This window comes from Pseudomonas sp. P1_F1_2, assembly GCF_056405815.1.
The window spans coordinates 1-23819 of the sequence record NZ_JBFUBK010000099.1 but is presented as its reverse complement, the minus strand read 5'-3'; the positions used below and the strand labels follow the sequence as shown (position 1 = coordinate 23819).

The 23819-nt window shown below is 59.3% G+C and carries 19 protein-coding genes and 2 pseudogenes; 10 read left to right on the top strand and 11 right to left on the bottom strand.

Features of this window, described 5'->3' with window-relative positions; genetic code table 11:
- Positions 1–148, bottom strand: a pseudogene (locus AC1D2P_RS24160) (IS5/IS1182 family transposase); the annotation flags it as partial.
- A 328-nt stretch (positions 149–476) separates the two neighbouring features.
- On the opposite strand from AC1D2P_RS24160, the gene AC1D2P_RS24155 reads away from it, so the two are divergent.
- The 5 genes from AC1D2P_RS24155 (at position 477) to AC1D2P_RS24135 (ending at position 8511) form a co-directional block, all read left to right on the top strand.
- The gene (locus AC1D2P_RS24155; RefSeq protein WP_477758035.1) at positions 477–1904 is read left to right on the top strand and encodes a di-heme oxidoreductase family protein; all 1428 of its coding nucleotides are present in this window, start codon (positions 477–479) and stop codon (positions 1902–1904) included.
- Between the two features lie 27 nt (positions 1905–1931).
- Complete coding sequence (locus AC1D2P_RS24150; RefSeq protein ID WP_046026451.1) at positions 1932–2996, top strand: imelysin family protein; 1065 nt, start codon at positions 1932–1934, stop codon at positions 2994–2996.
- A 14-nt stretch (positions 2997–3010) separates the two neighbouring features.
- Positions 3011–4108: a DUF1513 domain-containing protein gene (locus tag AC1D2P_RS24145; protein WP_477811623.1), complete on the top strand. Its 1098-nt coding sequence runs from the start codon at positions 3011–3013 to the stop codon at positions 4106–4108.
- A gap of 205 nt (positions 4109–4313) precedes the next feature.
- Complete coding sequence (locus tag AC1D2P_RS24140) at positions 4314–5462, top strand: efflux RND transporter periplasmic adaptor subunit (RefSeq protein ID WP_046026453.1); 1149 nt, start codon at positions 4314–4316, stop codon at positions 5460–5462.
- A 13-nt stretch (positions 5463–5475) separates the two neighbouring features.
- Complete coding sequence (locus AC1D2P_RS24135; RefSeq protein ID WP_258667020.1) at positions 5476–8511, top strand: multidrug efflux RND transporter permease subunit; 3036 nt, start codon at positions 5476–5478, stop codon at positions 8509–8511.
- A gap of 118 nt (positions 8512–8629) precedes the next feature.
- Here the strand turns inward: AC1D2P_RS24135 and AC1D2P_RS24130 are convergent, their stop codons facing one another.
- The 5 genes from AC1D2P_RS24130 to colR all read right to left on the bottom strand — a co-directional run bounded on the left by AC1D2P_RS24130 (position 8630) and on the right by colR (position 12364).
- Positions 8630–8857: a hypothetical protein gene (locus AC1D2P_RS24130; RefSeq protein WP_077431350.1), complete on the bottom strand. Its 228-nt coding sequence runs from the start codon at positions 8855–8857 to the stop codon at positions 8630–8632.
- Positions 8858–8859: 2 nt separating this feature from the next.
- Positions 8860–9573 (bottom strand): lipopolysaccharide kinase InaA family protein, encoded by a 714-nt coding sequence (locus AC1D2P_RS24125; RefSeq protein WP_046026455.1) that lies wholly within the window; start codon positions 9571–9573, stop codon positions 8860–8862.
- A 4-nt stretch (positions 9574–9577) separates the two neighbouring features.
- On the bottom strand, positions 9578–10246 hold the full coding sequence (locus tag AC1D2P_RS24120) for a class I SAM-dependent methyltransferase (RefSeq protein WP_046026456.1): 669 nt from the start codon (positions 10244–10246) through the stop codon (positions 9578–9580).
- 161 nt (positions 10247–10407) lie between these two features.
- Positions 10408–11691 carry a sensor histidine kinase gene (locus AC1D2P_RS24115; protein ID WP_109785036.1) on the bottom strand — a complete coding sequence of 428 codons (1284 nt, stop codon included), beginning with the start codon at positions 11689–11691 and terminating at the stop codon, positions 10408–10410.
- Positions 11681–12364: a two-component system response regulator ColR gene (colR, locus tag AC1D2P_RS24110; RefSeq protein WP_046026458.1), complete on the bottom strand. Its 684-nt coding sequence runs from the start codon at positions 12362–12364 to the stop codon at positions 11681–11683. The genes AC1D2P_RS24115 and colR overlap by 11 nt, the downstream gene beginning before the upstream one ends.
- A gap of 203 nt (positions 12365–12567) precedes the next feature.
- Here colR and AC1D2P_RS24105 point away from each other — a divergent pair, with 203 nt between their 5' ends.
- A complete protein-coding gene (locus tag AC1D2P_RS24105) occupies positions 12568–14517 on the top strand; it encodes an LTA synthase family protein (RefSeq protein ID WP_477811622.1) in 1950 nt (649 codons plus the stop codon).
- A gap of 54 nt (positions 14518–14571) precedes the next feature.
- Positions 14572–15315, top strand: a complete 744-nt coding sequence (locus AC1D2P_RS24100) for a phosphatase PAP2 family protein (RefSeq protein ID WP_258667024.1) — start codon at positions 14572–14574, stop codon at positions 15313–15315.
- 186 nt (positions 15316–15501) lie between these two features.
- On the opposite strand, the gene groL is transcribed toward AC1D2P_RS24100, so the two are convergent.
- From groL to AC1D2P_RS24080, 4 genes are all read right to left on the bottom strand, one after another.
- Positions 15502–17145, bottom strand: a complete 1644-nt coding sequence (gene groL / locus AC1D2P_RS24095) for a chaperonin GroEL (protein WP_477811621.1) — start codon at positions 17143–17145, stop codon at positions 15502–15504.
- A 49-nt stretch (positions 17146–17194) separates the two neighbouring features.
- Positions 17195–17488, bottom strand: a complete 294-nt coding sequence (locus AC1D2P_RS24090) for a co-chaperone GroES (RefSeq protein ID WP_019827816.1) — start codon at positions 17486–17488, stop codon at positions 17195–17197.
- A 248-nt stretch (positions 17489–17736) separates the two neighbouring features.
- Complete coding sequence (locus AC1D2P_RS24085) at positions 17737–18216, bottom strand: FxsA family protein (protein ID WP_258667027.1); 480 nt, start codon at positions 18214–18216, stop codon at positions 17737–17739.
- Positions 18217–18282: 66 nt separating this feature from the next.
- Positions 18283–19014: a HugZ family pyridoxamine 5'-phosphate oxidase gene (locus tag AC1D2P_RS24080; protein ID WP_046026468.1), complete on the bottom strand. Its 732-nt coding sequence runs from the start codon at positions 19012–19014 to the stop codon at positions 18283–18285.
- A gap of 165 nt (positions 19015–19179) precedes the next feature.
- Between AC1D2P_RS24080 and AC1D2P_RS24075 the strand changes: the two genes are divergently transcribed.
- Positions 19180–19938 carry an SDR family oxidoreductase gene (locus tag AC1D2P_RS24075; protein WP_477758034.1) on the top strand — a complete coding sequence of 253 codons (759 nt, stop codon included), beginning with the start codon at positions 19180–19182 and terminating at the stop codon, positions 19936–19938.
- 135 nt (positions 19939–20073) lie between these two features.
- Here the strand turns inward: AC1D2P_RS24075 and apbC are convergent, their stop codons facing one another.
- A complete protein-coding gene (gene apbC / locus AC1D2P_RS24070) occupies positions 20074–21168 on the bottom strand; it encodes an iron-sulfur cluster carrier protein ApbC (protein WP_046026470.1) in 1095 nt (364 codons plus the stop codon).
- 330 nt (positions 21169–21498) lie between these two features.
- Between apbC and metG the strand changes: the two genes are divergently transcribed.
- Together metG and AC1D2P_RS24060 are read left to right on the top strand one after the other, a co-directional pair.
- Positions 21499–23550 (top strand): methionine--tRNA ligase, encoded by a 2052-nt coding sequence (gene metG, locus AC1D2P_RS24065; protein ID WP_477758033.1) that lies wholly within the window; start codon positions 21499–21501, stop codon positions 23548–23550.
- Positions 23551–23694: 144 nt separating this feature from the next.
- Positions 23695–23819: pseudogene (locus AC1D2P_RS24060) on the top strand (NADH:quinone oxidoreductase); the annotation flags it as partial.

The window sequence follows — 23819 nt, the reverse complement described above, 5'->3', positions numbered from 1 at the left end:
GCGCTTTATCAAAGCCCAGTTGCACCAGATCCAGCTTGGCGACGTACAGGTCAATAACCCGAACGAGATGATCCTCGGGGATCAGTTCTTCCAGCGAGACCGGGAACAGACTGGTCTGGCTACGGGACTCACCTTGGATGTAAGCCATAACGAAAAATGCTCCGTATCTTTCGATACGGAGCATTTTCTTTGAGCTTTGCGCAGATTGCTAGGTTTTCACACAGTCTGTTCGGGTCGCCTTTTTCATACCTGCCAACCACCGATCCGATCGTTCCCACGCTCTGCGTGGGAATGCAGCCCGTGACGCTCCGCGTCACACCAAAAGCCGAACGCGGAGCGTCCGTTGAGGCATTCCCACGCAGAGCGTGGGAACGATCACCCTGCGCCAGATCAAGCAAACGATAATTCCTCTTATTCAAATTCCCATCCCCTGTTAGACTTTGCGCCCTTGTTTTGCTCGCCTTGCAGGATGTCTGATGCCCCCGCTGCCTCTTCGCTTGTCCGCACTGTTGCTGGCCCTGGGCCTGAGTGCCTGCGATGACGCCCCGCGTTTTACCAAGGCCGAACCCGGTGAAGCCCGTTCCGGTGGCAGCGCGACCGTACGCAAGACCGATCAGAACTCGTTTTCCCTGCCGTCCGCCAATCTGCCGCCGTCACGGCGCGTGGACTTCAGCGTCGGCAACAGTTTCTTCCGCAGCCCCTGGGTGATCGCGCCGTCGACCACCACCGCCCGTGACGGCCTCGGCCCGTTGTTCAACACCAATGCCTGTCAGGGCTGCCACATCAAGGACGGTCGCGGCCATCCGCCGACGCCGGATGCGCCGAACGCCGTGTCGATGCTGGTGCGCCTGTCGATCCCCAATGCGCCGGCCTATGCTCACGTCATCGAGCAGCTTGGCGTGGTGCCGGAGCCGGTCTATGGCGGGCAGCTCCAGGACATGGCCGTGCCCGGTGTCGCGCCGGAAGGCAAAGTGCGCGTTGATTACACGCCCGTTGCGGTGCGTTTCAAGGACGGCACTGAAATTGAACTGCGTAAACCGCGGCTGAACATCACTCAATTGGGCTACGGCCCGATGCACCCTGACACCCGTTTCTCGGCACGTGTCGCACCGCCAATGATTGGCCTGGGCTTGCTTGAAGCGATCCCCGAGGAGACGATCCTGGCCAATGCCGAGGCGCAGGCGAAGGCCAAAAACGGCATCGCCGGACGTCCGAACCAGGTCTGGGATGACGTGCAACAGAAGACCGTTCTCGGGCGATTTGGCTGGAAAGCCGGGCAACCGAACCTCAATCAACAAAATGTTCACGCGTTTTCCGGCGATATGGGCCTCACGACGAGCCTCAGACCCTTCGATGACTGCACCGATGCGCAAACCGCCTGCAAACAGGCGCCCAATGGCACCGGCCCCGATGGCGAGCCGGAAGTCAGCGATAACATTTTGCGTCTGGTGCTGTTCTACACCCGCAACCTTGCCGTACCGGCCCGCCGCGATGTCGGTGCGCCCGACGTCCTGGCCGGCAAAAACCTGTTCTATCAGGCTGGATGCCAGTCCTGTCACACACCGACGTACACCACCGCCGCCAACGCCGCCGAACCTGAACTGGCCAATCAAGTGATTCGCCCATACAGCGATTTGCTGCTGCATGACATGGGCGACGGTCTGGCCGACAACCGCAGTGAATTCCAGGCCAGTGGCCGCGACTGGCGCACGCCGCCGTTGTGGGGCATCGGCCTGACACAGGCGGTCAGTGGCCATACCCAGTTTTTGCATGATGGCCGCGCACGCAATCTGCTCGAAGCCGTGCTCTGGCATGGCGGTGAAGCGACGGCCGCGCAGCAACAGGTTTTGTCTTTCAATGCCGAACAACGCACTGCGTTGCTGGCATTTTTGAACTCACTTTAAACACTTATAAAGAATCGGGAGCCCGACATGTTCCGCCCCAAACTGTTGTTCACCAGCCTTGCAGCACTCGCACTGGGCGCCTGTTCACCGCAGGACCCGCAAGCCGTGACATCGGCCGCCATCGCCAAGTCGGTGATCCTGCCGACTTACACCCGCTGGGTTGAAGCCGACCGCCAACTGGCTGTCAGCGCCCTCGCCTACTGCGAAGGCAAGGAAAACCTCGACACCGCCCGCGCTGATTTCCTGCACGCACAGAAAGCCTGGGCCGAGCTGCAACCGCTGCTGATCGGTCCGTTGGCCGAGGGTAACCGTTCGTGGCAGGTGCAGTTCTGGCCAGACAAGAAGAACCTGGTCGGYCGTCAGGTCGAACAACTGGTCAGCGCCCAGCCGCAGATCGATGCAGCGGCCCTGGCCAAGTCCAGCGTGGTGGTTCAGGGGCTCTCGGCCTATGAATACATTCTGTTCGACAGCAAGCCAGACGTGGCCAACGACGCGCAAAAAGCCAAGTACTGCCCACTGCTGAAAGCGATTGGCGAGCGTCAGAAACAGCTGGCCGAAGAGATTCTGCAAAGCTGGAACAGCACCGACGGCATGCTCGCACAATTGAGCAAGTTCCCGAACCAGCGCTACGCCGACTCCCACGAAGCCATCGCCGATTTGCTGCGTGTACAAGTCACCGCCATCGACACCTTGAAGAAAAAACTCGGCACGCCGATGGGCCGTCAGAGCAAGGGCGTGCCGCAGCCGTTCCAGGCTGATGCATGGCGCAGCCAGTCGTCCCTGACCGGTATCGAAACCAGCCTCGCCGCGGCCAAAACCGTGTGGGAAGGCGTCGACAACAAAGGCCTGCGCGGCCTGTTGCCGGCTGAGCAAAAGCCATTGGCCGACAAAATTGATGCTGCCTACGCCGCCGCACTGAAACTGTTCGCCAGCAATCAACGCTCGCTGACCGAAATGCTCAAAGACGACGCCGGCCGCCAGCAGCTCAACGATCTCTACGACAGCCTCAACGTTGTCCATCGCCTGCACGAAGGCGACCTGGCCAAGGCGTTGGGCATTCAACTGGGCTTCAACGCCAACGACGGTGACTGATGAGGGCGAGTGCCATGCTGCGACGTCAGGCTCTGACTTTAGGTAGTTTGCTGCTGGGAGCAGTGACACTGGGCGGCTGGACGCTGTTCAAGCAAAAGGACAAAAGCCCGTTGCTGCTGTCGGCGCGGGACGATACCGATGGCAAGCATTACGCCGTCGGTTATCGGCTGGACGGCACCCGGGTGTTCGCCACCCAGGTCGGCCAGCGTTGCCATGACATCATCAATCACCCGACGCAGCCGATCGCGCTGTTCGTCGCCCGTCGTCCGGGCACCGAAAGCTACCTGATCGACCTGCGCGACGGCACGTTACTGCAGACCATCGTTTCGCAGCCAAACCGGCACTTCTACGGCCATGCCGTGATTCACAAGAGCGGTGACTGGCTGTACGCCACCGAGAACGATACCTCCGATCCGGGTCGCGGCTTGCTGGGTGTGTATAAGTTCGAAGGTGAACGGCTGGTGCACAGCGGTGAACTCTCGACGCATGGCCTTGGCCCGCATCAGGTGTCGTGGATGCCTGATGGGGAAACCCTGGTCGTGGCCAACGGCGGCATTCGCACCGAGGCCGAAAGCCGGGTCGAGATGAACCTCAATGCCATGGAGCCGAGCCTGGTGCTGATGCAACGCGACGGCACTCTGTTGAGCAAGGAAACCCTGGCCCAACAGATGAACAGCGTGCGCCACCTGGGCATCRCCAGCGACGGCACGATCGTCGCCGGTCAGCAATTCATGGGGCCTTCCCACGAGTCTTCGGAGTTGCTGGCGATCAAGCGTCCGGGCCAGCCATTCGTAGCGTTCCCGGTGCCCGAACATCAATTGCAGGCCATGGGGCATTACACCGCCAGCGTCGCGGTGCACAGCGATCTGCGCCTGGTGGCGTTGACGGCGCCACGGGGTAACCGCTTTTTCATTTGGGACCTGGACAGCGGCGAAGTGCGCCTGGACGCGCCACTTCCCGATTGCGCCGGGGTTGGTGCGGTGGCCGATGGGTTTGTCGTGACGTCCGGGCAGGGACGCTGCCGGTACTACGATTGCCGTCAGACAAACCTTGTTGCAAAACCCCTTGAGTTGCCTGCGGGGCTCTGGGACAACCACCTGCACCTCATCTGATACACCCGGCCCTTGTAGGAGCCGAGCTTACTCGCGATGGCGGCTGCACATCCAGCATCGCGGTTACTGACACACCGCTATCGCGAGCAAGCTCGGCTCCTACAGGTTTTGCGCTTGCCTGTAAATTCTGCCAGTTGGAATCACCCGCGCACTCGGGGTAATGTGCCTGCCTGTCTCACCTGATTTTCTCCAAGGAACTGGAAATATGCTGCGTCGCCGCATGCTGATCATGTTGGGTGTTGTGCTGCTGATTGTACTGGTCCTGGCCGCTTACAAAGCCTTCTCCATCTACACGATGATTCAAGGCTTCTCCGCGCCAAAGCCGCCGGTCAACGTCGCCGTGGCCACGGCAATCGAGCGGCCGTGGCAAGCGCGCCTGCCGACCGTCGGCACTCTCAAGGCGCTGCAAGGGGTGGACCTGAGCCTGGAGACTGACGGCACGGTCACGGACGTACAGTTCCAGTCCGGACAGAAGGTCAAGGCCGGCCAGCCCATCGTCCAGCTCGACAGCGCCGTGGAAACCGCCCTGCTGGAAACGGCTCAGGCCGATCTCGGGTTGGCCATGGTCGATTACTCCCGTGGCAGTCAACTGGTCGGCAGCCAGGCCATTTCCAAAGGCGAGTTCGATCGCCTCTCGGCCGTGCTGAAAAAGAGCAAGGCTACGGTCAATCAGCTCAGGGCCGCACTCGGCAAAAAAAGCATTCATGCGCCGTTCAGCGGGACCATCGGCATTCGCCAGGTGGACGTCGGCGACTATGTCGCCACCGGCACCATGATTGCCACCCTGCAAGACCTCAGCAGTCTCTACGCCGACTTTTTCGTGCCTGAGCAGTCCGTGCCGAAAATCGCGGTCGGCCAGCCGGTGCAAATCATTGTCGCGGCGTATCCGGCGCAGCAGTTTCCCGGGACCATCAGTGCGATCAACCCGAAAGTCGAGAACAGCACGCGTAACGTGCAAGTGCGCGCCACCCTGGCCAATCCCGACGGCAAATTGATGCCAGGCATGTTCGCCAACCTGGACGTGTTGCTGCCCAACCCGCAGCCACGCATCGTCGTACCGGAAAGCGCGATCACCTACACCCTCTACGGCAATTCGGTGTACGTGGCCGCGCAGAAAAAAGCTGAAGATGGCAGCGTCGAGAAGGACGACAAAGGCGAGCCGATCCTGGTCGCCGAACGGCGTTTCGTCGAAACCGGTGAACGCCGCGAGGGGCTGGTGATCGTTACCAAAGGTGTGCAGAACGGCGAAAAAGTGGTCACGGCCGGCCAGATCAAACTGGACAACGGTGCGCACATCGCGATCAGCGACGACAAGACCCTAGCCGAGAAGAACAGTCCGCCGCGCGCGGACTGATCAAGGAATCCCCATGGCTTTTACCGACCCGTTCATCCGCCGCCCGGTCCTCGCTACCGTGGTCAGCCTGTTGATTGTGCTGCTGGGCTTTCAGGCCTGGAGCAAACTGCCGCTGCGCCAATACCCGCAAATGGAAAACGCCCTGATCACGGTGACGACGGCGTACCCCGGGGCCAACGCCGAAACCATTCAGGGCTACATTACCCAACCGATGCAGCAAAGCCTGGCCAGCGCCGAGGGGATCGACTACATGACCTCGGTCAGTCGCCAGAACTTCTCGGTCATCTCGATCTACGCGCGCATCGGCGCCAACACCGACCGTTTGTTCACCGAGCTGTTGGCCAAGGCCAACGAAGTGAAGAACCAACTGCCCCAGGACGCCGAAGACCCGGTACTGAGCAAGGAAGCCGCCGACGCCTCGGCGCTGATGTACATCAGTTACTTCAGCAAGGAGCTGAGCAACCCGCAGATCACCGACTACCTGTCGCGGGTCATCCAGCCGAAACTGGCGACCTTGCCGGGCATGGCCGAAGCCGAGATTCTCGGCAATCAGGTCTTTGCCATGCGCCTGTGGCTGGACCCGGTAAAACTCGCCGGCTTCGGCTTGAGCGCCAGCGACGTGACCAACGCGGTGCGCCAGTACAACTTCCTCTCCGCCGCCGGCGAAGTGAAAGGCGAGTACGTGGTGACCAGCATCAACGCCAACACCGAGCTCAAGTCCGCCGAGGCCTTTGCGGCCATTCCCTTGAAGGTCGATGGCGACAGCCGTGTACTGTTGCGTGATGTGGCGCGGGTTGAAATGGGCGCGGAAAACTACGACACCATCAGCTCCTTCGGCGGCACGCCCTCGGTGTACATCGGCATCAAGGCCACGCCCGGCGCCAACCCGCTGGACGTGATCAAGGAAGTGCGCAAGATCATGCCGCAACTGGACGCCCAGCTGCCGCCTAACCTCAAGGCCGAGATTGCCTACGACGCCACGCTGTTCATCCAGGCCTCGATCGACGAAGTGGTGAAAACCCTGTTCGAGGCGGTGCTGATCGTGATTGTGGTGGTGTTCCTGTTCCTCGGCGCATTCCGTTCCGTCGTGATCCCGGTGGTTACTATCCCGTTGTCGATGATCGGCGTGATGTTCTTCATGCAGATGATGGGGTATTCGATCAACCTGCTGACCCTGCTGGCGATGGTATTGGCCATCGGCCTGGTGGTGGACGACGCCATTGTGGTGGTGGAAAACATCCACCGGCACATCGAGGAAGGCAAGACACCGTTCGATGCGGCCATCGAAGGCGCCCGGGAAATCGCCATGCCGGTGGTTTCCATGACCATCACCCTGGCGGCGGTCTACGCGCCGATCGGCTTTCTGACGGGGCTGACGGGGGCGCTGTTCAAGGAGTTTGCCCTGACGCTGGCCGGCGCGGTGGTGATCTCCGGGATCATTGCCCTGACCTTGTCACCAATGATGTGCGCACTGCTGCTGCGTCACGATGAAAACCCCAGCGGCCTGGCCCACCGCCTGGACCTGATTTTCGAAAGCCTCAAGCGTCGTTATCAAAGCATGCTGCACGGCACGCTCAACACCCGGCCAGTTGTGCTGGTGTTCGCCGTGATTGTGCTGTGCCTGATTCCGGTACTGCTCAAGTTCACCAAATCGGAACTGGCGCCGGACGAGGATCAGGGCATCATTTTCATGATGGCCAGCGCACCGCAACCGACCAACCTCGATTACCTGAACACCTACACCGACGAGTTCGTCACGATCTTCAAGGCGTTTCCCGAGTACTACTCTTCGTTCCAGATCAACGGTTTCAACGGCGTGCAATCAGGGATCGGCGGCTTCTTGCTCAAGCCGTGGAACGAGCGCGACCGCACTCAAATGCAGATCCTGCCCGACGTCCAGGCCAAACTGGAAAGCATCCCGGGCTTGCAGATTTTCGGTTTCAACCTGCCCTCCCTGCCCGGCACCGGCCAGGGCCTGCCGTTTCAGTTCGTCATCAATACCGCCAACGATTACGAGTTGCTGCTGCAAGTGATGGACCGGGTGAAAAAGCGCGCCATGGAGTCCGGCAAGTTCGCCTTCGTCGACGTCGACCTGGCCTTCGACAAGCCCGAGGTGGTGGTCGATATCGACCGCGCCAAGGCCGCGCAGATGGGTGTGTCCATGCAAGACCTGGGCGGAACGCTGGCGACGTTGCTGGGGGAGGCGGAAATCAACCGTTTCACCATTGAGGGGCGCAGCTACAAGGTCATCGCGCAGGTCGAACGCCCCTTCCGGGACAATCCGGACTGGCTGAACAACTATTACGTGAAGAACACCAAGGGCGAATTGCTGGCCCTGTCGACCCTGATCACCGTGACCGACCGTGCGCGGCCACGGCAGTTGAACCAGTTCCAGCAACTCAACTCGGCCATCCTTTCAGGGGTACCGCTGGTCAGCATGGGCGAAGCCATCGAGGTCGTGCGGCAGATCGCCCGGGAAGAAGCGCCGGCGGGCTTCGCCGTCGACTATGCCGGGGCATCGCGGCAATACGTTCAGGAAGGCAGTGCGCTGTGGGTGACCTTCGCCCTGGCACTGGCGATCATTTTCCTGGTACTGGCCGCGCAGTTTGAAAGCTTTCGCGACCCGCTGGTGATTCTGGTGACCGTGCCGCTGTCGATTTGYGGCGCGTTGATCCCGCTGTTCCTGGGCTGGTCGAGCATGAACATTTACACCCAGGTCGGGTTGGTGACCCTGATCGGGCTAATCAGCAAGCACGGGATTTTGATCGTCGAGTTCGCCAACCTGTTGCGCAAGGAAAAAGGGCTGACGGCTCGTGAAGCGGTCGAGGAAGCCGCGGCGATTCGACTTCGCCCTGTACTGATGACCACGGCAGCGATGGTGTTCGGCATGGTGCCGTTGATCATCGCGACGGGCGCGGGGGCGGTCAGCCGGTTTGATATCGGCACGGTGATCGCTACGGGGATGTCGATCGGGACGTTGTTTACGTTGTTCGTGTTGCCGTGCATCTACACATTGCTGGCCAAACCCGACGCTAAAGAACGCGCATGACCGCCCGGCTGATGCTCGTTCCCACGCAGAGCGTGGGAACGATCCAACAGCAGCTTGGAAATCGGGCAATAAAAAAGGCCTCGCAGATGCGAGGCCTTTTATTTTGGTTTCAATCGGGTCAACTTTGCGGCCTCATTCCCTGAGCAAGTCCGAACATGAGCAACAACAGATCGTGGTCGGGTTGCGCTGCTGAGGAGGCTTTGATTGCCCGTGGAATTGGACAGTGAGCATCGCTGCTCACTGAACTGAGGACCTGCGTGCGAGGCTGCTCCCAGGCAGCCACCGCCAAAGTAGCAACTGCCAAGGCTCCAACTAAAAACAAACCTCGTGCAATTTCTAGTTTCATCGCTATAAACCCTTGATAGCGCTGCCAAACGCCGTCTCATAAAAGTAGACGAGTTTTTTCCAGTCCGCAGCGCTGAACGACGAGTGGCGACGCAGTTGCTTCATGTCATGTGCAGCCGCCTGATAAGCCGTCATACGCTGTCGGCACTTCTCCAGGTCGATCAAGGCAATTTCGACCTTGGCCGACTCACCTTCACCGGTGACCCGCAGAAACACATGCTTGATGTAGATGCAGCTGTGCTGCCACCGCCCCTTGTGCATGCGGGCGAGGTTTTCGGCCAGATCTTTCAACACACGATCATTCACCGCTTCGCCATGACGCTCTCGACCACCACCGGCGTACCACTTTTCGATTTCGTCGAAGCCATCCAGCGACTTGGTCACCAGCAATGCGCGCCATTTGTGTACAGGGTCGCGCTGTGCGCCGCAGAAAACGATTTCCGGAACACGCACGTCAAGCTTGCGCAGACCGATGAGTGCATCTTGCTCACGCAATACGGTAGGGCGGCCAAACGGGTGCAACCAGCTTCGATAGATATGGCCGGTCTGACGCTTGGCGTAGAGCAGTTGTCCATCGCTGCCCATGACACGCTGCACACCACTTTCCCCACCGCGGCGAACGTTGGGTTCTTCTACCCATTCACCGCGCTGGCTCCAGAAAAAATCGAAGCGGTCCTTTGGAGCGACTTCCGTTTCTGCTGCACATTGCACTGCCATCCTGTTACCTCTTGCGTAATACGTAAACGCGCCACATGGCGTAGAGCGGAATAAAGTCCAGTTTTTCCTGGATACGGAAACCCGCTTGCTCGAATTCCTTCTCCACCGTTGCGGCCGGTAACACAAACCGGTTTTGGTAACCTTCCTGCCCACGTCGCGCTTCTGAGCGCTTGCGTTTCCAGGCCTTGAAGTTACCGTCCACCCACAACGAAAGGATCACGCTGTCACGGGAGACACGCTGAAATTCGCGCAAAATGGCCAGTCGATGCTCGGCATCACCGATGTGGTGCAGCAGACGCATACAGAAAATGCTGTCGACGGCGTTATCTGGCAAGGCGATGTCGAAGGCAGAAGTGTGCAAGGGTTGTACCCGTTTCACCACGTCGGCGGGTTGCGCCTGCATGGCAATCTTCACCATCGATTCCGAGTTGTCTGCGCCGATGATGGCCCGGTTGGCTTTTTCCGCCAGCATCGGCCAGAAACGCCCTGCACCGCAAGGCAAGTCGAGCACCAGGCCAGGCTCGCCGACCAGTGTCAGCGCCTTGCGTGCCAGCTGTATGTCACGCCAGTGGGACAGCTTGCGACCGAGGCCGTCCTGATGCTTGCGCAGGTAGCGTTGAGCGTGTTGATCATCGTACTTTTCGGAAAAATCGAGTTTGATCGGGCCGTCCATCATCAGGTCTCCTGAAATGCTGATGTCACCAACCTTATGTATTTTTGTGTCGGTGACAGGTCATGCATTTGTGAAAATTTCGTTGAGCAAACCCCCGAACCATTTCAGGGTTTTACAGGATCGTAACAATAGCGCAGGGCCATCCCTTCGCAACAGGTCATTTAATCACCATCTGACGCCTGTAATTCGACCTGAAAACGACAGCCATTAGGCTCCATGGTTGTCAGGCTGACCGTCCAGCCCTGGTTCTCGCAGATCCGCTGCACCAGTGACAACCCAAGGCCCAGGCCCTCACCGCGTTTTTCAGAACCGCGCACGAAAGGCTCGAACATCGCCTCGCGCTTTTCTTCGGGAATGCCAACACCACTGTCCTCAACCAGAAAACCCGTAGCCGTCAGGGTCAACCGGATGAAACCGCGCTCGGTGTAATGCAGAGCATTGCGCAACAGGTTGCCCATCACCGCATGCAAAAGGGTTGCGTTGTAACTGGCGGTTGGAGGGGAGCCTTGCTCGACAATCAGCGTCAGCCCTTTGGTCTCGATAGGTTCTCGCCACAGATTGAGCAGCCCGTCGGCTACCTGCTTGACGTTCTGCTGCGGCGACATACTGGCATCTTCACGCTGCGCGCGCGCCAGCATCAGGAAAGTCTGGACCAGTTCCCGCATCTCTTCACAGGCACGGGCAATGCGCTCGACCTGGGCCCGCCCGCGCTGATCAATACCAGGGTTTTCCAACAGCAGCTCACAGGAGCTGGCCAGCACCATCAATGGCGTGCGCAGTTCGTGGCTGACATCACTGGTAAACAACCGCTCGCGGGTCAATGCCTGACGCAAGCGCCCAAGGGTGGCGTCGAAGGCCACGGCCAGTTCGCCCACTTCGTCAGCGGCATAATCCGGTGCCAGTGGCGGCGCCAGACCCAACAATTGATCGCGGTGACGCACCTGGCGCGCCAGGCGAACCACCGGCGCCATGACTTTGCGCGCCAGGACCCAGCCGAGGAAGACCGCCAGCGCCAGGCTCAGCACGAAGCCCACCAGCACCACGGCAAACAGCACCCGCTCACGCTCTTCGAAATCGCTTTGGTCCTGCAACAACACGTAACGCCGGCCGTCGACGATTTCGACCATGGCGTGATACGACAAATGATCGCGAAACACCTCGTGAAAACCCGAGTCCAGGTTGCGCAGATCCTTGGGCAGCTCGAAATCGCCTGCCCCGCCGCTGAAGTAGAACAACTGGTCCGGCTCGGGGCGGTGGCTCCAGTCCGTGATGCTGTCCATCAGCAACAAGCGCTGCAAATCGCCACCCAGGCCGGATGAAATCAGTTTTTCTTCCACCACGTGCACGGTCGCCACAATGCCCATGGCGAAGGCGCCGGCCACCAGCACGCTCATCAGCGCAAAGGCGATGATGATCCGTTGAGCCAGGCTCTGTTTAAACTCCATCACGGCCCTCGGCCAAGCGATAACCCACACCGTGAACGGTTTGCAGCAATGGCTTGGCGAACGGTTTGTCGATCACTTGACGCAGTTGATGAACGTGGCTGCGCAGGCTGTCACTGTCCGGGCAGTCGTCGCCCCACAGGGCTTCTTCGAGAATTTCGCGGCGCAGCACGTGCGGGCTTTTCTGCATCAGCACGGCCAGCAGCTTCAACCCCACCGGATTGAGCTTCAGCAGTCGGCCTTCGCGGGTCACTTCCAGGGTATCGAGGTCGTAGGCCAGATCGGCGACCTGCAAGGTGCGACGACCGCCACCCTGGGTGCGGCGCATCACCGCTTCAATGCGCGCGGCCAGTTCAGACAGGGCAAACGGTTTGATCAGGTAATCATCGGCCCCGGACTTGAAGCCCTGCAGCCGGTCATCCAGTTGATCGCGAGCGGTGAGCATGATCACCGGCGTGTCACGGCGGGCGTCTTCACGCAGGCGTTTACACAGGGTGTAGCCGTCGATGCCGGGCAGCATGATGTCGAGCACGATCAAGTCGTAATGTTCGGTGGCCGCCAGATGCAGGCCGGACAAACCGTCTTGTGCGCAATCCACGGTATAGCCTTTGAGGCCCAGGTAATCAGCCAGGTTGGCCAGGATGTCGCGGTTGTCTTCAACCAATAGAATTCGCATGGGCACCTTCTCCGTACACAGTAACGGCCGTCTTGGCCCGCGCAGCTTAAGGCCAAGTGTGACTCAGGGCTAGGGTTACAGGTCGTAGAATCAATTCACTCAACCAAACGGGTGGACTTACAAGTTTTTCACTATCGGTTCACAACCTGAATACAGTGATAGGCTGATACTTTCGCGCATTGATAATAAGGAATACACACACAATGGACTTCTTTAAAACGGCGCCAATGCGCTTTCTCCTGCTGGTGACCGGCGCCTGGCTGGCCATTTTCTTTCTGACCCGAACGGTGCTGCTGCTCACTCACCTGGATGAGKCCGGCAGCGGCTTCCTGTCGGTATTCGGCATCGGCTTGCTGTATGACCTGGGCTTTATTGCCTATGCGGCACTGCCAATGGGCCTCTACTTGCTGTTGTGCCCGCCGGCCTTGTGGCGTCGGCGCGGTCATCGCTGGTTTCTTCAGGGCCTGCTGACGGTCAGTCTGTTCGCCATGTTGTTCACTGCGGTGGCCGAATGGCTGTTCTGGGATGAATTCGGCGTGCGCTTCAATTTCATCGCCGTCGACTACCTGGTGTATTCCGACGAAGTACTGAACAACCTGCTCGAGTCCTATCCGATCGGCAAGCTGCTGAGCCTGCTCGCGGTGTTGGCCGTTGTCTTGAGTTTCGTATTGCGCAAACCGTTCAATGCCGCGATGACCGCCCMTTTGCCGCCACTGCGCGGGCGGCTGCTCAATGCCTTGGGGCTGCTGATCGTTGCCGGTTTGAGCCTGCAATTGCTCAGCCAGGACGCGCCTCGCGCGCAGGGCGGTAACGCCTATCAAAACGAACTGGCCAGTAACGGCCCGTATCAGTTTTTCGCAGCATTCCGTAACAACGAACTGGACTACCCACAGTTCTACAAGACGCTGCCAGCTGACGTGGTTGCCAAGCAGATCCGGGCCGAACTGAGCGAGCCGAACGCACGCTTTATCGGCAAGGACCCACAAGATATCCGCCGGGAAATCGATAACCCCGGCACCCCGCGCAAACCCAACATCGTGTTGGTGACCATCGAAAGCTTCAGCGCCAAGTACATGGGCAGCAACGGTGACCAGCGCAACCTGACACCCAATCTCGATGCCTTGCGCAAGCAGAGCCTGTATTTCAACAATTTCTACGCCACCGGCACCCGTACTGACCGTGGCCTGGAAGCCATCACGCTGGCCATCCCGCCAACGCCAGGTCGCTCGATCGTCAAGCGCGTGGGCCGTGAGAGCGGTTTTGCCAGCCTGGGCCAACAGCTCAATGCCGTGGGTTACGACAGCGTATTCGTTTACGGTGGACGCGGTTACTTCGACAACATGAACGCGTTCTTCAGCGGCAACGGTTACCGCGTGGTCGACCAGAGCAGTGTCGATGAAGCCGAGATTCACTTCAAGAACGCCTGGGGCATGGCCGACGAAGACCTTTATAACCAGACCCTGAAACTGGCTGACGCCGACTATGCGAAACAACAGCCGTTTCTGCTGCAACTGATGACCACGTCCAATCACCGTCCCTATACCTACCCGGACAATCGGATCGATATCAAATCCGGTAATGGTCGCGACGGCGCCGTGAAGTACACCGACTACGCCATTGGTCAGTTCCTTGAGCAGGCACGCAAAAAGCCATGGTTTGACAATACAATCTTCGTCTTCGTCGCTGACCACACGGCGGGTAGCGCCGGCAAGGAAGACTTGCCGATCGCCAACTATCAGATTCCACTGTTCATTTACGCACCCAAGTTGATTGAAGCCCGAGAGACGGCACAACTGGCCAGCCAGATTGACCTCGCGCCCACCTTGCTGGGCTTGCTGAACCTGGACTATGAATCGACGTTCTTTGGTCGCAACCTGTTGCAGGACAACCCGCTGCCGCCACGAGTGGTGGTTGGCAATTATCAACACCTGGGGTTGTTTGACGGCAAGGATCTGGCGATCCTTAGCCCCCGCCAAGGGTTGCGACGTCATGATGAAGCGCTGACAGATAGTCGCGAATCCCGTGCCACCGCCGATGATCCGTTGATCACCCGTGCGATTACCTATTACCAAACCGCCAGTTATGGCTTCAAGCAACAGCTGCTTGGCTGGAAGGCGCCCAAGGAGGGTGCCGGTCAAGTCAGCGATCGTTAACCGAATCGCCCCGGGCTGATGCCCCGGGGCTTTTTCCCTTGTTCAGGATTCACCATGTCATCAACCGTTGTCCGTCCTGCCCCTCGCCCACTCAATTTCTGGGTGTGCCTGGGGGTTCCCGCCGTTGCGGCGATCATCCTGGTGTTGCTCGAACTGACATCGCTGGACATGGACCTTGCCAGGCTGTTCTTCGATCCAGTGGCGGGAGACTTCATCGGGCGCCACAGTTACTTCCTGGAAGACATCCTGCATGACCGCGCCAAGCAAGTGGTCATTGCCTTTTCCGTGTTTGCGATCATCGGCTATATCACCTCTTTTTTCGTGGTCAGGCTCAAACCGTTCAAGCGGGAACTGGGCTGCCTGGTACTGTCTCTGGGTCTGGCAACCTCGTTTGTCACGCCCATGAAAGCGGTGACGGCGGTGCAATGCCCATGGAGCCTTGAGCAATTTGGCGGCCACGAAACCTATAGCGAATTGCTGAGCCCTCGCCCGCACACGGATAAGCCCGGCCGCTGCTGGCCTGGTGGCCATGCCGCCACCGGTTTTACTCTGTTTGCGCTGTTCTTCGTGCTGCGTGATCGCCGTCCGCGCATGGCTCGCGCGGCGTTTATCTTCGCCTTATCCCTGGGTACGGTGTTCTCGATTGGCCGGATGATGCAGGGTGCGCACTTCTTCTCACACAACGTGTGGACCGCGATTTTCTGCTGGCTGATTTGTCTGGGGTCGTATTACTACGTTCTTTACCGGCCGGCTTTGAGGGTTGAGTCGGTGGCCAAAGCAAAAGCAGTTAGCGCCTGAACTGACGCCATCGCGGGCAAGCCCAGCTCCTACAGGGGACTGCATTAACTCGTGGGACCGGTGGTGCGACGATTCGGCTTGCCCGCGATGGCAGCGACCAGGTCTCCTGACTTACCCGAATCAGGGCAATAAAAAACCCCGCCTGCTTTCGCAGGCGGGGTTTTTTAGTACAGGGGTGAGGCTGGCTTACATCATGCCGCCCATGCCGCCCATACCGCCCATGTCTGGCATGCCGCCGCCAGCTGGGCCGTCTTCCTTGATCTCGGCGATCATGGCTTCGGTGGTGATCATCAGGCTGGCAATCGACGAAGCCGCTTGCAGAGCCGAACGAGTCACTTTAGCCGGGTCCAGGATACCCATTTCGATCATGTCGCCGTATTCGCCGGTGGCAGCGTTGTAACCGAAGTTACCCGAACCCTGCTTGACCTTGTCGACCACTACGCTTGGCTCGTCGCCGGAGTTGGCAACGATCTGACGCAGTGGCGCTTCTACAGCGCGACGCAGCAACTGGATGCCAACGTTCTGGTCATCGTTGTCGCCTTTGAGTTCGGAGATAGCCTGCAGAGCGCGAACCAGTGCCACGCCGCCGCCAGGTACCACGCCTTCTTCAACGGCTGCACGGGTAGCGTGCAGGGCGTCTTCAACGCGGGCTTTCTTCTCTTTCATTTCAACTTCGGAACCCGCGCCAACCTTGATCACTGCAACGCCGCCGGACAGCTTGGCCAGACGCTCTTGCAGTTTTTCACGGTCGTAGTCGGACGAAGTGTCGGCCACTTGCTGACGGATCTGCAGTACGCGAGCCTGGATGTCAGCCTCAACGCCGGCACCGTCGATCACGGTGGTGTTTTCTTTGGACAGGATCACGCGCTTGGCATTACCCAGGTGTTCCAGGGTAGTGCTTTCCAGGCTCAGACCGATCTCTTCGGAGATGACGGTACCGCCAGTCAGAACAGCGATGTCCTGCAGCATGGCCTTGCGACGGTCGCCGAAGCCTGGAGCCTTGACGGCTGCGACTTTAACGATGCCACGCATGTTGTTCACAACCAGAGTCGCCAGGGCTTCGCCTTCAACGTCTTCGGCCACGATCAGCAGTGGACGGCCGGCTTTGGCAACGGCTTCCAGTACTGGCAGCATTTCGCGGATGTTCGAGATTTTCTTGTCGACCAGCAGGATCAGCGGACCGTCCAGCTCGGCAGTCATGGTCTCTGGCTTGTTGACGAAGTACGGGGACAGGTAGCCACGGTCGAACTGCATGCCTTCAACAACCGACAGTTCGTTTTCCAGGCCCGAGCCTTCTTCAACGGTGATCACGCCTTCTTTACCGACTTTTTCCATGGCTTCGGCAATGATGTCGCCGATGGAGCTGTCGGAGTTGGCCGAGATGGTGCCGACCTGAGYGATGGCCTTGGTGTCAGCGCATGGCTTGGACAGGGCTTTGAGCTCTTTGACAATAGCGATGGTCGCTTTGTCGATGCCGCGTTTCAGGTCCATCGGGTTCATGCCGGCAGCGACGGCTTTCAGGCCTTCGTTGACAATCGATTGAGCCAGAACGGTAGCGGTGGTGGTGCCGTCGCCTGCGTCATCGTTGGCACGGGAGGCAACGTCTTTGACCAGTTGCGCGCCCATGTTTTCGAAGCGATCTTTCAGCTCGATTTCTTTGGCAACGGACACGCCGTCCTTGGTGATGGTCGGAGCGCCGAAGCTCTTCTCGATGATCACGTTACGGCCTTTAGGGCCCAGGGTCGCTTTTACTGCGTCAGCCAGGACGTTGACACCGGCGAGCATTTTCTTGCGGGCGGAATCGCCGAATTTAACTTCTTTAGCAGCCATGATCGATATTCCTTAAATACTTTGTAGTAGCGGGAAAATGAGCGGGGAATCAGCCTTCGATAACAGCGAGAATCTCGTTCTCAGCCATTACCAGCAGGTCTTCGCCGTCAACTTTCACGGTGTTGCTGCCGGAGTACGGGCCGAACACAACCTTGTCACCCACTTTAACGGCCAGTGCACGCACTTCACCGTTGTCCAGCACGCGGCCGGTGCCGACAGCGAGGATTTCGCCGCTGTTGGCTTTCTCAGCAGCCGAACCTGGCAGGACGATACCGCCAGCGGTTTTCTTTTCTTCTTCGCTGCGACGGATGACGACGCGGTCATGCAGAGGACGAAGCTTCATTGTCGATCTCTCCTAATTGTGGTTTTCATCGGCCGGTGTATTCCCGGCGGGTTTAACAAATCCGGCGGTGCCGGGTGCGGCTCGACAAGCGAGACGCGGAAGTCTGTCTGGCGTGATCGCCAGAAACCTTGCGGTGACCGTTACATAAGGGCGCATAAGCTTATTACAAGGGCGGGCCAGCAAAAAATTTCACAACGCTGCCCCGCAAACGAACACGGCACCCGAAGGTGCCGTGCAGATAACGCGATTTACTTGGTGTCACGGTGGTGTTCGAACTCGCCTTCGATCACGTTGGGCTCTCGCCCCAGTGGTTCGCGCGGCGCAGGGCCGCCCCGAGGCTGCAGGTCGTCGGCAAATGCACGCTGACGAATCGCCTGTTCTTCGGCGCGCTGGCGCATTTTATTGGCCAGTAAGCGACGAGAGAATGGCATCAACAAGATCAGGCCCAACACATCAGAGACGAAGCCCGGCAGGATCAACAGACCGCCCGCCAGGGCCAGCATCAAGCCTTCGAGCATGGTCTGGGCCGGCAACTCGCCGCGATTCAGGCTTTCACGGGCACGCAGTGCAGTGGCCAGACCGGCGATGCGCAGCACAAAAACGCCGAGCATCGAGCCGAGAATGATCAGTAGCAGGGCCGGGAAAAACCCGATAGCCCCGCTGACTTTGACGAATACGAACAGCTCCAACACCGGGAACAGTACAAAGAGCAATAAAAAAGGGCGCATCAAATGGTTCCTCAACGCAAGAATGCCTTGCCAGTAAGCCTTAGATGACGTCGCCCTTTCGTGAATTCAAGCGTCGGCGACTTCTTTTTTGGGCCAATGCTCGGCGTGAGCCAGGAAAACCAAGGCTTCCCGGACTTGTGTCGGCGTATTACAAGGTGCTTGAAACGGCAACCAGTACAGCGCCTGACCGATGCGCAAATGCATGCCTTCGGTGTCGATGCCAGCCAGTTGCGCCGGTTCGGTTTTCGGCAGGCCGGCCAGTTCGACGTAGTGCGCGATGGCTTTGGCGTGATCGGCATTCATGTGCTCGACCATGCTCACTTCGGCTTTGCCGGCAAACGGGTTGGCCAGGGTCAGGTGATCGACCCAATGAATCGCGCCGAAGCCGCCGATGTAGCGGTGACGCACGGGTTTGAGCACCCAGAAATCGAAATCGTGAGCCTTGTGATAGCTCTGCGATTCCGGGAAATAGCGGTAGTAACGCTCGGCAGCCGCTTCAATGGCCGCCTCGTCTTCTAGCTTTTCTGCTTCGGCGAGGTACGTCAGCCGACCAACGGCTTGCACGTCATCGGCCTCACGCTCGCCCACGAACAATGAGCATTTCGGATCTTTTTGCAGGTTATGAGTGTGCTGAGCGATGCGGCTGATAAGGATCAGCGGCCGGCCTTGCTCATCCAGGCAGTAAGGAACCACTGAGCCAAACGGGTAACCCGGCATGGACTTGGAATGGGTCGACAGCACCCCACGGTATTCCTTGAGAAGCAATTCTCGGGCATTCTTGGCCGCTTCAACGCTCAATTTATGACTCCTTATATAGAATCCGTCATAAAAACGGACAGGCACCTGGGGATAAGTATCCAGCACGCCATCGGGGCAGTTCTCATGTGCAGCCAGGCCACGCCAGGTGCAGATCGAGAGGCCCTCTTCAAGGAAACCACTCTGACCTGCTATTGGGGCATGCGAATGCAACTCACTGACAAAGTAATCATTATCACTGGCGGATGCCAGGGTTTAGGTCGTTCCATGGCCGAGTATTTCGCCGCCAAAGGCGCGAAACTGGCGCTGGTGGACCTGAACCAGGAAAAGCTCGACGACACCGTCGCGGCGTGCAAGGCCAAGGGTGCCGAAGCGCGCAGCTACCTGTGCAACGTCGCCAACGAAGAGCAAGTGAGCGACATGGTCGCCCGGGTTGCCGAAGATTTCGGCGCGATCCATGGCCTGATCAACAACGCGGGCATCTTGCGTGACGGCCTGTTGTTGAAGGTCAAGGACGGCGAAATGACCAAGATGAGCCTGGCCCAATGGCAGGCGGTCATCGACGTCAACCTGACCGGCGTGTTCCTGTGCACCCGCGAAGTCGCGGCCAAAATGGTCGAGCTGAAAAACAGCGGCGCGATCATCAATATCTCGTCGATTTCCCGCGCTGGCAACGTCGGCCAGACCAACTACTCCGCCGCCAAGGCTGGCGTGGCAGCGGCCACCGTGACCTGGGCCAAGGAACTGGCGCGCTACAGCATCCGCGTGGCAGGCATTGCACCGGGCTTTATCGAGACCGAGATGACGTTGGGCATGAAGCCCGAAGCACTGGAGAAAATGACGGCCGGGATTCCGCTCAAGCGCATGGGAAAACCGGAAGAGATCGCCCATTCGGCGGCGTACATTTTCGAGAATGACTACTACACCGGCCGGATCCTGGAGATGGATGGCGGGTTGCGTATCTAACGCCCCCCCAAAACCCTGTAGCAGCTGCCGAGGTACGAGGCTGCGTTGCGTGTCCGCAGGACCGCCCTCGGGGGCCGCTGCGCAGCCCAACGCAGCCTCGTGCCTCGGCAGCTGCTACAACATCTATTCAGCGAATCAATCGTCGCTGACGCTGATGTTCGGCATCGCCGGCGATACCGCTTCCTGCAACACGATCCGCGCACCGACATGACGGGCCAGTTCCTGGTACACCATGGCAATCTGGCTGTCCGGCTCGGCGATCACCGTTGGTTTGCCGCCATCGGCCTGCTCGCGGATAACCATCGACAGCGGCAACGAGGCCAGCAGTTCAACGCCATACTGATTGGCCAGCTTCACACCACCGCCTTCACCGAACAAATGCTCGGCATGCCCGCAGTTGGAGCAGATGTGCACGGCCATGTTTTCGACCACGCCCAGCACCGGGATGTTGACCTTGCGGAACATCTCCACGCCCTTGCGCGCGTCCAGCAACGCCAGATCTTGCGGGGTCGTGACGATTACTGCACCGGCCACCGGGACTTTCTGTGCCAGGGTCAACTGAATGTCACCCGTGCCTGGCGGCATGTCGATGACCAGGTAATCCAGGTCGCCCCACGCGGTTTGGGTGACTAGTTGCAGCAGCGCACCGGACACCATCGGCCCACGCCAGACCATTGGTGTGTTGTCGTCGGTCAGGAACGCCATCGACATCACTTCAACGCCATGGGACTCGATCGGCACGAACCACTTCTGATCCTTGACCTTTGGTCGGGTGCCTTCAGCGATGCCGAACATGATGCCCTGGCTTGGACCGTAGATGTCCGCGTCGAGAATCCCCACTTTGGCGCCTTCACGGGCCAGCGCCAGCGCCAGGTTCGCGGCGGTGGTGGATTTGCCGACGCCGCCCTTGCCGGACGCCACGGCCACCACGTTTTTCACGTTCGCCAGCCCCGGAATCTGCGCCTGAGCCTTGTGCGCGGCAATCACGCTGGTGATGTCGACGCGAGCAGTCGTCACGCCGTCCAGGCCTTCGATGGCCATTTGCAGCATCTGTGACCAGCCGCTCTTGAACAGGCCGGCGGCGTAACCCAACTCCAACTGGACGCTGACGCGATCGCCCTGGATGTCGATGTTGCGCACACACCCGGCGCTGACCGGGTCCTGGTTCAGGTAAGGGTCGGTGTATTGGCGAAGGACGGCTTCCACCGCTGCGCGATTGACGGCGCTCATGGGCAACTCCGATAGCAAGACAGGAAAATCAGGCTGGTATCCTACCTGTTCTGTTGGCCGGACGGCATGCTTTCAGGACGTGACAATTATCCTGTGGCCAGATGCAACCTGTAGCAGCTGGCGAAGCCTGCGTTCGACTGCGAAGCAGTCGTGTATCCCGGCAACCCGGATGACCTGAAACACCGCAGTGTCCGGTTTTACGACGGCTGCGCCGCCGGACGCAGCCTTCGGCAGCTGCTACAAAGGTCCGCGGTGCCGGTCGCGGGGGTGAAAAATATGCGCTGGCGCTTTATAGTGGCCGACCTCCGTTTCATCAAGTAGCCGAGCCCCATGTCCGAGCCACGCAAGATCCTCGTCACCAGCGCCCTGCCCTATGCCAATGGTTCGATCCATCTTGGCCACATGCTGGAATACATCCAGACCGATATGTGGGTGCGTTTCCAGAAGCACCGTGGCAATCAATGCATATATGTCTGCGCCGACGACGCCCACGGCTCGGCCATCATGCTGCGCGCGGAAAAGGAAGGCATCACCCCGGAACAACTGATCGCCAACGTCCAGGCTGAACACAGCGCCGACTTTGCCGAGTTCCTGGTGGACTTCGACAACTTCCACTCCACTCACGCCGAAGAAAACCGTGAGCTGTCGAGCCAGATCTACCTGAAGCTGCGCGACGCCGGGCACATCGCCCAGCGCTCGATCACGCAGTACTTCGACCCGGAAAAGAAAATGTTCCTGGCCGACCGCTTCATCAAGGGCACCTGCCCGAAATGCGGCACCGAAGACCAGTACGGCGACAACTGCGAAAAATGCGGTGCGACTTACGCGCCCACCGATCTGAAGGATCCGAAGTCGGCGATCTCCGGCGCCACCCCGGTGCTCAAGGATTCCCAGCACTTCTTCTTCAAGTTGCCGGACTTCCAGGAAATGCTGCAAGCCTGGACCCGCAGCGGCACGCTGCAAGACGCCGTCGCGAACAAGATCGCCGAATGGCTGGATGCCGGCCTGCAACAGTGGGACATCTCCCGTGATGCACCGTACTTCGGTTTCGAGATCCCGGGCGAGCCAGGCAAGTACTTCTACGTGTGGCTGGACGCGCCGATCGGCTACATGGCCAGCTTCAAGAACCTCTGCGATCGCACGCCGGAGCTGGATTTCGACGCGTTCTGGAACAAAGATTCCACCGCCGAGCTGTACCATTTCATCGGCAAGGACATCGTCAACTTCCACGCCCTGTTCTGGCCAGCCATGCTCGAAGGCGCCGGTTTCCGTAAACCGACCGGCATCAACGTCCACGGCTACCTGACCGTCAACGGTCAGAAAATGTCCAAATCGCGCGGCACCTTCATCAAGGCCCGGACTTACCTGGATCACCTGTCGCCGGAATACCTGCGTTATTACTACGCGGCCAAGTTGAGCCGTGGCGTCGACGATCTGGACCTGAACCTTGAGGACTTCGTGCAGAAGGTCAACTCGGACCTGGTCGGCAAAGTCGTCAACATTGCCAGCCGTTGCGCCGGTTTCATCAACAAGGGCAATGCCGGCGTGATGGTCGACACCAACGCCGCGCCGGAATTGACCGATGCCTTCCTGGCCGCCGCGCCAAGCATCGCCGACGCCTATGAAGCCCGCGACTTCGCCCGCGCCATGCGCGAGATCATGGGCCTGGCCGACCGCGCCAACGCCTGGATCGCCGACAAGGCGCCGTGGTCGCTGAACAAACAGGAAGGCAAGCAGGATGAAGTTCAGGCCATCTGCGCCACGGGCATCAACCTGTTCCGCCAACTGGTGATCTTCCTCAAGCCGGTCCTGCCGTTGCTGGCAGCCGACGCCGAAGCGTTCCTGAACGTCGCTCCGCTGACCTGGAACGACCACGCGACCTTGCTCAGCAACCATCAGTTGAACGAGTTCAAGCCTTTGATGACTCGTATCGACCCGGTGAAAGTGCAGGCGATGAGCGATGCTTCCAAAGAAGATCTGACCGCCAGCGCAACCGACACCGGCGAAACCACGCCTGCCGGCAACGGTGAACTGGCCAAAGATCCCCTGTCGCCAGAAATCGAGTTCGACGCCTTTGCTGCCGTCGATCTGCGCGTCGCACTGATCCTCAAGGCCGAACACGTGGAAGGCGCGGACAAGTTGTTGCGCCTGACCCTGGACATCGGTGACGAGCAACGCAACGTGTTCTCCGGGATCAAGAGCGCTTATCCGGACCCGTCCAAGCTCAATGGTCGCCTGACCATGATGATCGCCAACCTCAAGCCACGGAAAATGAAGTTCGGCATTTCCGAAGGCATGGTGATGGCGGCCGGCCCTGGCGGTGAAGAAATCTACCTGCTCAGTCCTGATAGCGGCGCCAAGCCGGGTCAGCGCATCAAGTAAACGTGTTGCGGTAAACCGATCCCACAGTCGTGCCTGACGCGACTGTGGGATTTTCATATCTGGCCCCCCCTCCGTCCTTGCCGGATAATGCCTAAGCTTTTTAGACCGCTGAGTTAAAAAGCCCCCGTTCTTGCCGGCACGATCATGACCGAAATACTGCTTACGCTTATCAGCGCTGCCCTGATCAACAACGTCGTGTTGCACTGGCCGCTGGGCGTCGATCCACTGGTGGGCAATGAGCATCGGCAAGTCCATGCGCTGGGTATAGC